This is a genomic window from Arthrobacter sp. 10N44_2 (assembly GCF_056394385.1).
In genome coordinates, this window is the sequence record NZ_JBFTHT010000014.1 from 120,360 (window position 1) to 131,222 (window position 10,863).

Annotated in this window: 12 protein-coding genes; 8 read left to right on the forward strand and 4 right to left on the reverse strand. The window is 67.1% G+C overall.

All coding sequences use genetic code 11. The features are described from left to right. The first annotated feature begins 86 nt into the window (after positions 1 to 86). Positions 87 to 983: an MSMEG_6728 family protein gene (locus AC1DBX_RS15255; protein ID WP_476857480.1), complete on the forward strand. Its 897-nt coding sequence runs from the start codon at positions 87 to 89 to the stop codon at positions 981 to 983. An 11-nt stretch (positions 984 to 994) separates the two neighbouring features. Here AC1DBX_RS15255 and AC1DBX_RS15260 read toward each other — a convergent pair whose 3' ends face one another. Then, entirely contained in the window at positions 995 to 1,447 is a 453-nt protein-coding gene (locus AC1DBX_RS15260) for a hypothetical protein (protein ID WP_476932149.1), read from the reverse strand. A gap of 214 nt (positions 1,448 to 1,661) precedes the next feature. Between AC1DBX_RS15260 and AC1DBX_RS15265 the strand changes: the two genes are divergently transcribed. Together AC1DBX_RS15265 and AC1DBX_RS15270 are read left to right on the forward strand one after the other, a co-directional pair. Then, positions 1,662 to 2,597: a response regulator transcription factor gene (locus AC1DBX_RS15265; protein WP_476932150.1), complete on the forward strand. Its 936-nt coding sequence runs from the start codon at positions 1,662 to 1,664 to the stop codon at positions 2,595 to 2,597. 42 nt (positions 2,598 to 2,639) lie between these two features. Continuing rightward, positions 2,640 to 3,851, forward strand: coding sequence for a sensor histidine kinase (locus AC1DBX_RS15270; protein ID WP_476932151.1), 1,212 nt, complete (start codon positions 2,640 to 2,642; stop codon positions 3,849 to 3,851). Between the two features lie 69 nt (positions 3,852 to 3,920). Here the strand turns inward: AC1DBX_RS15270 and AC1DBX_RS15275 are convergent, their stop codons facing one another. The 3 genes from AC1DBX_RS15275 to AC1DBX_RS15285 form a co-directional block, all read right to left on the reverse strand. Then, the gene (locus AC1DBX_RS15275) at positions 3,921 to 4,277 is read right to left on the reverse strand and encodes a hypothetical protein (protein WP_476932152.1); all 357 of its coding nucleotides are present in this window, start codon (positions 4,275 to 4,277) and stop codon (positions 3,921 to 3,923) included. Continuing rightward, entirely contained in the window at positions 4,274 to 5,038 is a 765-nt protein-coding gene (locus AC1DBX_RS15280) for a signal peptidase I (RefSeq protein ID WP_476932153.1), read from the reverse strand. The genes AC1DBX_RS15275 and AC1DBX_RS15280 overlap by 4 nt, the downstream gene beginning before the upstream one ends. A gap of 91 nt (positions 5,039 to 5,129) precedes the next feature. After that, positions 5,130 to 5,756, reverse strand: a complete 627-nt coding sequence (locus AC1DBX_RS15285) for a TasA family protein (protein ID WP_476859725.1) — start codon at positions 5,754 to 5,756, stop codon at positions 5,130 to 5,132. A 189-nt stretch (positions 5,757 to 5,945) separates the two neighbouring features. On the opposite strand from AC1DBX_RS15285, the gene AC1DBX_RS15290 reads away from it, so the two are divergent. The 5 genes from AC1DBX_RS15290 to AC1DBX_RS15310 form a co-directional block, all read left to right on the forward strand. Beyond that, positions 5,946 to 6,902 carry an SDR family oxidoreductase gene (locus tag AC1DBX_RS15290; RefSeq protein WP_476932154.1) on the forward strand — a complete coding sequence of 319 codons (957 nt, stop codon included), beginning with the start codon at positions 5,946 to 5,948 and terminating at the stop codon, positions 6,900 to 6,902. 38 nt (positions 6,903 to 6,940) lie between these two features. Further along, positions 6,941 to 7,330, forward strand: a complete 390-nt coding sequence (locus AC1DBX_RS15295) for a DUF1622 domain-containing protein (protein ID WP_476857486.1) — start codon at positions 6,941 to 6,943, stop codon at positions 7,328 to 7,330. Between the two features lie 40 nt (positions 7,331 to 7,370). Then, a complete protein-coding gene (locus AC1DBX_RS15300; protein ID WP_476932155.1) occupies positions 7,371 to 8,159 on the forward strand; it encodes an isocitrate lyase/PEP mutase family protein in 789 nt (262 codons plus the stop codon). Positions 8,160 to 8,331: 172 nt separating this feature from the next. Continuing rightward, positions 8,332 to 9,021 carry a YqjF family protein gene (locus AC1DBX_RS15305; protein WP_476932158.1) on the forward strand — a complete coding sequence of 230 codons (690 nt, stop codon included), beginning with the start codon at positions 8,332 to 8,334 and terminating at the stop codon, positions 9,019 to 9,021. A gap of 108 nt (positions 9,022 to 9,129) precedes the next feature. Then, on the forward strand, positions 9,130 to 10,863 hold a 1,734-nt coding region (locus tag AC1DBX_RS15310), incomplete at its 3' end, for a DUF222 domain-containing protein (protein WP_476932156.1).

Genomic DNA, 10,863 nt, shown 5'->3' on the forward strand with positions numbered 1-10,863 from the left:
CTGTCTTCCCTGTTCCGTCATGTGAGCACCCTCACCGCCGCGCGCCAGCAATTGGCGCATTTGGTCCGTGGCCTCAAACTGGAGAGATGCAGACTTTCCTCCCCTTCCCTGATTTCCAGCAGAGCGCCGCGGTTTTGGACCGTGTGCGGCTCGGCAAGCAGCGCGTCGAAGCGCTGCAGATCCTGCGTGCGCTGGTGATCCCGGAGTACGGCTGGCAGTCGCACCCGGCGATCAGGATGTGGATGGGGTACGTTCCTGCGCTGACCATGTACGGCCTGGCCATGGTGGATGAATGGACGGCCCGCGGCGGCGAGGACACCATGCGCGAGAAAATCATGGAGTTCGCCCCGCAGGCGGCCCACCCCGACTACGCCGCCAAGATCCCGATGCCGCCATGGCTTGGCAATGCGGATTTCCACCTCAGCCACCGGTCCCGGTTGATCGCCAAGGATCCGCGGTTCTACACAGAGGTATTCCCCGGCACGGACCCGGACCTGGAGTACATCTGGCCCGAACCGAAGCACGAACTGGTGCCCGAGGATCCAGCCGGGGACCGCATGTGGGTCCTGCGCCTGCCCCTGGGCGACACCGAGCCCGCACAGCTGAAGACTGTCAGCCTGCCGCCGGTTGGCCGCAGCAAGGTCCCTGCGGACGACGACTACCAGTTCGTTTACGCCGACTCAGGCTCGCGCCGTCCCAGCAAGGTGCGCAAGCTGCCCCCGAAGCAGCTCGTCAAGAAGCCCACCCGCAAGCGCCAGCAGCAGGAGGAGGCGTTCACCACCCTGCCCGGCAACTCCGTGGTTGCCATCCCGGTCAACGACGGCGCCGCCTTCGCCGTCGGCAAGGTCCTGGGCCGCCCGATCACGGTTGATGGCCAATTCGCACGCAACTTCCAGGTCGACGAGATCGTGGACCGCTCCGCCTTCGATTACCCTGCCCTGATGCAGGATCCGCGGGCGTTCTTCCCGATCCCGGCGAGGTAGCAGCACACGGGTCAGCAGGTGATGGTTCGTTCCAGCGGTGCTCCGGTCCATGGGCCAACCTGCGCGGACAGAGTAAATGTGTAGTTCCCTTTGCCGCCCCAGTTGGTCAGGGACTCTTCGCGACCGGCGGCAACCTGCGTCAAAGTCGGCGTTTCGCGGGGCAGCGTTAGTGTTGCCACGTAGCCTGTGGCGCGGTCCACCAGACCAAATCCCGTGAAAGTGATGGTCGCGCCTTTTCCAGCCTTCGTACACTGCAGTGTGCCGTTGACGGATGCCGGGGCCGGGACCTTGTAGGTCCCCACGTTCAAGGCTGCGGTGGCTCGGGCCGTGAAGGTCGCGTATGCCAGCCCGGGGGCGCCCAGCACCAGAGCCGCGGCTACTGGGACGGCCAGCAGTCTGCGCAGACGCACCAGCCAGGCGGCCTTGACCCGGGAGGCTTCCGGTGCGGACTGAGGGGCGTTCACTGTTGCGCTTCCTTTTAGAGCTGGCGATCCAATAGCTCCTACTCTGGCAGTGCACCTTCAACCCAACGCCGCGAAAAACTTCAACGTTTGCTCAAGAAAACCTGTTAGCCTGAATCCACTGTGACCCGTGGGGTTGGTGTCACACACTGTGACGCATGAGGTCAGTGCCGCACAGAGGTCTCATTGTCCTAGAAACTGGGGTTTGGGTGGTTCCGTGACTCAACTACGAGCTGTGGTTGTTGATGACGACGCCGACGTTCGACTGCTGCTGCGCCGAACGCTCGAGATGCAGGGGTTTGCCGTTTTTGAGGCCGCCTGCGGGTCCGACGCGCTGGTGAGCATCCAGGAAAACGGCCCGGACCTGGTGACCCTTGACCTCAATCTTCCCGATCTCGACGGCGTCGAAGTTTGCCGCCGGATGCGCAAATTCTCCGAGGCCTACGTCGTCATGATCACGGCCCGGGCGGACGAGATAGACGAATTGATGGGCCTGGAAACCGGCGCCGACGACTTTATCAGCAAGCCCTTCAGCCCCCGCACCGTCCAGGCCCGGGTGACAGCGGTATTGCGTCGGCACCGGCCAACCCCGCAACGCCCCACCCCGCAGCGTCGGGCTACAGACTTCATGCCCCGCGCAACCGACGCATCGACGGCCGGGATCCACGACGGACCCCGCCGCCGGGCGAGCGACGTTGCGCCTGTCACCGATGCCGTGTCCGCCCCCCACACGCCACCGCGCCGCCGGGCAGGCGACGCAGCGCCCGGCAGCCCTTCCGACTATCCAGCCGTCGCAGCAGGACAAGACCGTCGTTACGACGACGACGACGACGACGCCGGCGTCGTCCGGCACGGCCCGCTGGTTGTGGAGGCCGAAAGCCGGGCGGCCTCCGTTGACGGCGTCGAGCTGGAATTGACGCGCACGGAATTTGACCTGCTGGAAGCCCTGGCGGGGGCGCCGCGGCGAGTCTGGACCAGGAAGGCCCTCCTGACCAAAGTGTGGGGAACCGAATGGCCCATGGACGAGCACCTCGTGGAAGTGCATATCGGCAACCTGCGCAAGAAGCTCGGCGACAAGGGCCGCGACCCGCGGTTCATCCGCACGGTACGCGGCGTGGGCTACCGGATGGCGCCCGCAGAAGGGGTGGCGTAACTGGTCCCGTCACCGTCAGCCCGTATCGCCGCAGAGTCCGGGATGGCCCGGCAATCGGTACTCGCGGAGTATGGCCTGCCCCGCCTCGAGCCGCTCCCTGCCACAACGGGCACCCGCACTCCGGATACGCAGGGTCAACTCCAGAAACTGTTGGTCCTGGCGACCACAATTACCGGTATACCGTTCGGCGCGGTCAACATCATCACTGCAGATCAGCAGCACCACATCGCCGCGGTGGGGATTGACCCAGGCGTGTGTTCCCGCGACGATTCGATGTGCAGCCGGGTCTTCCTCAGCGGCCGGACCACCGTGGTGCCCGACGCTTCCCGGGACCCTCGCTTCCAACACCACCCCTTTGTCACGGGTCAGGCAGCCGCAGTCCGGTTTTATGCTTCAGTCCCTCTCGTCACGGCAGGGGGGGTCGTGCTGGGCTCGTTGTGCCTCTTTTCGCCGTCTCCCGCGGAGCTTACTCCCGGTCAGCAGACGGCGCTGGAAATCATCGCCTCGCAAGTGGTGGAAGTACTCGAACTGCACCACCATGCGCGGATGCTCGCACGGAGCCTGGAGGACGCCCGCAAGAGCAACGAGCTGCTCGAATCATTTGCTGCCCGCATCAGCCACGACCTGCGCAACCCGCTGACCAGCGTCATCGGCTTCACGGAACTTGGCGAACTGCAGAGGCCTGAAGACGCAGACGAGTTCCGCATTATCGGCAGGACCTCACGCCGGATGCTGGCCATGGTGGACGATCTGCTGTCCTTCTCCAGACTCGGTGGAGCGCTCCGACGGCGCCCGGTGTCCCTCTCGGCTGTAGTCCACGACGTCGAAGAAGACCTTGCGGCGGACCTGTCGGAAGCCGGGGCGGACGTCGCGGTTTCGGACGCGGTCCTGGAAGCCGACGCCGGGCAGTTGCGAGCGCTGCTGCAAAACCTGATCCACAACTCCGTGGCCTACCGCCGCCCTGGCATCCCGCCGAGAATCCTGGTCAGCGCCGAGGCTGTTGCCGACGGTGTAGACGTGCGGGTGACAGACAACGGCAAGGGCATTCCCCCGGAAAAGCGGGGTCATGTGACAGAGCCACTGGCCCGCTTGCACCGCGACGACGACCCGCCCGGTTCCGGATTGGGGCTGGCAACCTGCGCCCGGATCGCGAAGGCCCATGGCGGACGGCTGACCATCAGTTCAGGTCCCGACGGCGGAACCACGGTGTCCGTCCTGCTCCGAGCTTCCGCCCCGGAGGACCGTACCGGGTGACGGTGGTGGGTCGCTCCGTCGGGGGACCATGCCGGGTGAGGGCCATCGAGTCCTCCCACAACTGGGCCTTCAACAACTCAGGAGTTTGCTGGCATGCTGCGCGAAGTCCGCTGCGTTGGCGTCGAGGACCCCGGCGGCGGCCCGGGCCGCGCCCAAGTCGCCGGCCCGGATGCTCTGTTCCACAGTCCTGCTGTGTCCTTCAAGCCGAACCGCCCCGGCCATCGCCGCCGACGTCGCCACACTAAGGACCGCCGCTAAGGCACCCTCGCTCTTGCCCTCGAGAAGGCAGCGGTGGATGCGTGCCAGGCTGTCCGGCAGGCGTTGGACGAAGCGGCCGACGAAACCGACCGCGGTGGAACGTGAATTCAGTTCAAGAGCCAGCCTGTCGATCCGCCGGGTATCAAGGATGACGCCGGAGCCGGTCATCCCCTGCTCTCTTCAGAACCGGCGGCGGTGGCATCATCTCTGGCTTGGGCATCGGCGGCCGGTGTTTCGGTGGCCAGCGTTTCGGTGGCCACTGCAGCGGGCTTCTTCCAGATCGCCGTCAGCACGACGACAACGAGCAGGGCGGACGCGCCGTAGAGGAGCACGGACTGGAGCAGGGGCTGACGCAAGGCCCTGATGACGTCGCCAAGGTAGGGCACGACGCCCGCCTCCGTGTAGACGTAGTCCTCGGACAGCACGGCAACCCACGGGTCGGCCCCGGAGTTCGCGTCTCCCTTGGTGGTCACGGACGTCGCGCCGGCGTCGCGTTTGATGCTGGCCACCCGGTGGGTCTCAATCCGGTGATCGTCAATGGGGATGCTGTAGGTGATGACGTCGCCAACCTTTAACTCGGAGACCGGCGTCTTCACGCTGACAACGACGTCCCCCGGGTTGATCCCCGGCGACATGCTCCCGGTGAGCATGGTGGACGTCTGGTAGCTCAGGAAGCGCGGCCCGACGGCGAGAAAGAGGAAAACCAATGCGGCGACAACGAGGAGGATCGTAAAGAAAGCTCGTCCGGCCACGGCACCAGCCTTGGACGCCGGCCGTCGGGTGCGGGCGGTGCGGGCGGGGGCCGGTTCGGCCCGGCGTCGTCCGCGGCTCTGAGGCGCAGGGTCCTGGACGGAACTATCCGGAACGGTGCCGTCCGCCACGAGGTGGTCGACGGAATCCCTGGGACCTGCGTTGATTGCTGTACTCACGGGACCGTTCCTCCTGCCGGTGTGGATAGTGCGGGCAAAGCCGGGTGCTCAGTCGGGCCGAGACCTGGCCGGACTGAGCACCCGAGAATCGCTACTTGCTGGCGCCGCCGGCGCGCTGTGCGGCGTCGAAGACGAAGTTGATGGTGCTGGTCAGTCCCTGGAACGTGTTATCAGCACCATTGGGAACGGAGAGCGTGACGCGGAGGTTGTCGGCCTGCTTGGCAGTCAGGGAGGCGAGGCCAAGCATCGGCATATTCGCCCCGACCACGGCCCGGGACGACATGACAACCGTGGTGTTGGCGGGGGCGCAAGTGTAGGTGAACGAGGGCGAAGTGCCGGTTTCAGCCCACGGCACTTTGCAGGCATCAACCTTGATCTGCAAGCCGTTGGTGGTGTCGGAGTCCAGCTTAGAGGACGGTGTGGCGGTGGTGGTGAGAGTAATTGCGGCCAGGTCCTGGTCACCGCTGTTGGTCAATGTCACTGCACGCTGGATGGTGTCACCCGGAATTGCACCTGAGGCCGGAATGGTGAGTCGGTTGTTGGCTGCGCCGGCGGTTCCGACCTCAAACTTTACCGTGCCTGAACTGACAGCGGCGGAGGCCGAGGTGCTGGTCGTGAAGCCACCGTAGGTGCCCATCCCGGCCACGCCGGCAGCTGCGGCGAGGAGGGCGGCGGAAGCCAGGACCTTGCTGGACGTGGAATTGAGGTTGAGACCCATTGGAGATTCCGTTTCGTGGGGCCGGCCGTGGCGGGCCGGGCGACGTATGTAGCATCCGCCAGCCCCCTGGCTGACCCTTACAACGATGCCCGGCGCAGTTCAAGGCAAGGCTTCAGCGGGCGACAAGATCAGTTCAAGATTTCCTCAAGCCAGTCCGTGGCGCTTCCCGAAGGCTGGCAGACTGGCTTCATGACTGTTCTGCTGGCCGGTTGCGGCGATCTTGGCACCGAGGCCGGGCTGCGTTTCGCGGCGGCTGGCCACCGCGTGGTGGGGTGGCGCCGCTCGCCGGAGAAACTCCCGGCCGCCATCGAGGGAGTCGCCGCTGACCTGGGCTCCGCTGAGCTGCCGCCCATCCCGGCGGACACCACCGCCGTCGTCGTCGCGATTGCCGCGGATTCCCCGACCGAGGAGGCGTACCGTGCCGCCTACGTGGACGGGCTGTCGAACGTCCTGGACGCGGTCCTCGCCTCCGGGGCAAACGTCCGCAGGGTCCTGTTTGTGTCCTCGACCGCCGTCTACGGAGATGCCGGCGGCGGCTGGATTGATGAACGCACGACGCCGGAACCCGGCGGGTTCTCGGGCCGCATCATCCGCGAAGCAGAGGAACTCCTCCACAGCCGCCTGCGCGGCACCGGCATCACCCCCGTAGTGCTGCGGCTCGGCGGAATCTACGGCCCCGGCCGGACGCGATTGATCGACCAGGTGCGCGGCGGAACCGCGGTCATTCCTGCTGCTTCACGTTTCACCAACCGGATCCACCGCGACGACGCCGCCGCCGCGATCGTCCATCTGTGCACCATGGGCACGGTTCCGGCGGCGGTTTATCTGGGCGTGGACAATGAACCGGCCGAACTCGGCGACGTGCTGGAATTCCTGGCCGCGGAACTGGGACTCCCTGCGCCGACGGCAGAGTCCACTGGTGCCGCGGGTGCGGCGGCGGGCGGCACCACCGGCACTTCGGCGTCGGGCGGCACCACCGGCACATCGGCGTCGGGCGGCAAAGCGGCGGGCGGCGAACCCTCCCGGGGCGGAAATAAGCGGGCCAGCAACGGGCTGCTCCGCAGCACAGGTTTCGAGTTTCAATACCCCAGTTTCCGAGAAGGCTACCGAGCCGTTCTCGCCGGTATCGGCTTCCGGCACCCCTAAAGTTTGAATCTCAACGCCCACCTTCTCCGAGGGGAACAATGGATTTTCAGCACATTATCGAGGCGGCCGGCGGCCTCATGGACTTTGCCGGGGTGGCCGTCATGGTGCTCGGCGCCCTCGTGTCCATTCCTATGGCGCTGCGCGGATTCCAGCCCAGGCGCCTGCCGGCGGGTTCCGCACCGCTGTCCTTCTACCGCTCGTACCGGCAACTGCTGGGACGCTCCATCCTCCTCGGTCTGGAGTTGCTGGTCGCGGCCGACATCATCCGGTCTGTCGCCATCACACCAACCTTCGAGAGCGTCGGCGTGCTGGCCATTATCGTGCTCATCCGGACCTTCCTGAGCTTCTCGCTCGAGCTGGAAATCACCGGACGCTGGCCCTGGCAGACTCAGCGCGAGGGATCACCTGACTCTTCCGCGGCAGGCTGAAACCCTTCCGGCTGGCACGGTGCCCCGCTAGGCTCGCGGCATGACAGACCACGCGCGTTCCCGTGCCTCCAAAGCCACCGAGCTGCTCCGCCTCCACCAAGCTCCGGAGATCCTCCAGGTCGTCAACGTCTGGGACGCGATCACCGCGAAGGTGGTTGCCGGCATTCCGGGGACCAAGGCATTGGCCACGGCCAGCCACTCCATCGCTGCGTCGCGCGGGTACGAAGACGGCGAGAACATCCCGGTGGACGAAATGATCGCCGCCGTCGGGGTGATTGCCGCCGCCACGTCGCTGCCCGTCAGCGCTGATCTCGAAGCGGGCTACGGCAATCCCGGCGAAACTGTACGCAAGGCGATTGGCGTCGGCGCTGTCGGAGCCAACATCGAGGACCAGATGCGCCCGCTCGCCGACGCCGTTGAACAGATGAGCGCTGTAATCCGCGCCGCCGAGGCCGAGGGCATCGACTTCGTCCTCAACGCCCGCACCGACGCCTTCTTGAAGGGCAAGGACCGGGACCCTTCTGCGGTGCTTGCGGACGCCATTGAGCGCGGCCGGGCCTTCCTCGACGTCGGTGCGACCGCGGTGTTCGTGCCGGGCCTGCTGGACGAGCCGACTGTCACCGCGTTGGTGGAAGGCATTGGGTGGAACAAGGTCTCGGTCATCAATGTGCCCGGATCCCTGGCACCGGCCAAATTGCAGGAACTTGGCGTGGCGCGCATTTCCTACGGCCCGTGGACCCAGCGCGTGGCGCTGACAGCGTTGGCCGATGCGACGGCGGCAGTATTGGCCGGCGGAGCCCTTCCGGAAGGCACCCGGGCATTGAACTGACCCTGCTTCCGCGAACCTTTGCCGATGCCAAGTGACTCCGCCGGCCGACCGATTCTCATGGTGCCGACCGGCTCGTACACTGCTGACCGAAGACCCTGCCGACTGAAGGGAGCTGATCCGATTGGGCGTTGATCCGTGGCCGGCTGCACCCGAGCTTCCGGCGCCAATCATCATGGACCAGCGTTGGCTGGATGCCGTCTTCCTGCACTGGCGCATTCCTGAGGCAGTGGCGGCGCGGTTCATGCCACGGGGCGTCGCGCCGGATGTGTTCGACGGGTCCGCGTGGGTGGGGCTAATCGGCTTTCGTATGCAGGGTGCCGGAGTTGGTCGCGGTCCCGGCATCCCCTATTTCGGAAGCTTCAACGAGATCAACGTGCGCCTCTACTCCCGCGAGCCGGACGGCACCCGTGGTGTCGTTTTCCGGAGCCTGGATGCTTCACGCTTGGCGGTGGTGCTGGCCGCGCGGGCGGCCGGGATACCTTATGTGTGGTCGCGGGCGAGCTACGTGGGTGCCGATGGATTTACCGGATCGGCGTCGGCTGGGTATTCCGTGCGACGCTTTCGAGGCGGCACCCGGAGCGATTTCTCGGTCGTCCCAGAGCCCGACGTCGCAGCCACCGGCGCGCTGTCGATCCACCTCACGGCGCGGTTCGGTCTGCATTCACGGTTCAGGGGCAGGACCATCTATGTGCCCAACACGCACAGTGCATGGCCGCTGTACCGCGCGCAGCTGTTCGGCCTTGAGGACCAACTCGTGCGCGCCGCGGGAATCGACGTGGCCGGGCCACCCGAGTCCGTACTTTTCTCGCCCGGAGTTCACACGCAGTTTGGCCGCCTACGGGTCTTGAACAGCACGACATGAAACCTGCCTGATTGCCCGTCGATCCGTGGGCAGGTGGCGCCGCGGTCTCAGAGTGATCACGCATGATGCCCTCCTAAAATTGTCGGAGCCCTCAAATAGACTCGAGCCATGGAAGCCGTCAGGGATTTCATCAGGGATTTCACCGTCTGCGGGGACGAGGTGCAGGGCACGGAGCGGGGTGCAGCCCCGGTCGGGCAATCCGGTATGGACGCCGCCCTGGCCGCGCTGCGGGCGGTGGGTTCGACGGCGGTGGAGGATGCGGGGTCGTGGGGCTTCCGGGCCGCGTCGGACTTCGCCGGCAGCGTGGAGGAAGTCTCCCGCGCGGTGGAGTATCTGCAGCTCGTCGCGGCGGCCGCCGTGGACCGGACCAGGAAGCAGTCCGCCGCCGCGGCCACGGGGGTCGCGGCGGGGGTGGTCACCGGGTGGACCACCGGCTGGCGTGAGAGCGGCGGCGGGTGGCAGACCGGCGCACCCGGAACCGCGGAAGCTGCCGGCGCCTCCCTGGCCTCGGCTCCCGCCGGCAGGTCTGTTGGGGCGGTTCCCGCCGGCACGTCCTTGTCCTTGGCTCCCTCCGGCACGTCCGTTGCGGCGGCGCCCGCCGGAAGCCCCGGAACGGTGGAACCGGCGGTGCCGGAATCGGTGCTGGATGACGGCTACCGGAACACGGTGGAGTTCCTGCGGGCGCGGCTGCGGATCGGCGCCGCGGAGGCCAGGCGCCGGCTCTGCCTGGCCGACACGCTGCTGCCCCGGCAAGGACTCGCCGGCCGGCCCATCCCGCCCGTACACCCGGAACTCGGAGCCGCCGTCGCGTCCGGCGAGGTCGCCTCCCGCGCAGCGACCGTCATCACCCTCGCCCTGGACCGGGTCCGGCACAGCTGCCACCCCGAGGCCGCGGCCACCATGGAACATGCACTGACCGCGACGGCCATCGAGAACGACGCCGACTTCCTGGCCCGGATCGCCCGCCGGTGGACCGAGGCGCTGGACCAGGACGGCGCCGAACCCTCCGAGGAACTGCTCCGCCAGCTCCAGGGCGCCTTCCTCCGCAAACCCCGGCACGGCCTGCAGCACCTGGAAATCTTCGCCACCACGGACCAGTTCGAATACCTGATCACCGTGATGAACACCGCCACCAACCCCCGCACCGGCCCCGACACCGGCCAGGGCACCACCACCGGCCACACGGCGGGTGACGGGTCCGCGGCGGCGGATGCGCCAGGCCCGGCTGCGGAGCCCGCCACGCGAGAGGACCCCGCACTGCCGTCCCTGGACCTCCGCTCCCGGCCGCAGAAGCTGCTCGACGGCCTGGTCGGCGCGTGCAAGGCGGCCCTCGCCACCGGAGGGCTGCCCGCCGCGGGCGGGCTCCGGCCCCAGGTCATGGCCACCATCGACTACCGGGACCTGCTCACCCGGCTCGGGACGACTCCCGCCGAAGCAGGCGCCCCTGCCAACACCGCACAGCACGGCACCGGAACCAGGCACGGCACCGGGACGCTGCTGTTCACCGGCCCCGTCACCGCCGGCACCATCCGCAAGATCGCGTGCGACGCCGACATCATCCCGGTCGTCCTCGGCGGCGAGGGCCAGGTCCTGGACATCGGCCGGGCCTCCCGCATCTTCCCGCCCCACATCCGCAAGGCCATCACGGCCCGGGACCGGGGCTGCGCCTTCCCGCAATGCACCATCCCGGCCTCCTGGTGCGAGGCCCACCACATCACCTACTGGTCCCGCGGCGGAACCACCGGAACCGGCAACGGAACCCTGCTCTGCTCCCATCACCACCACGTGATCCACAAGGAACACTGGAGCATCCAGATGCGCACCGGCATACCCTGGTTCATC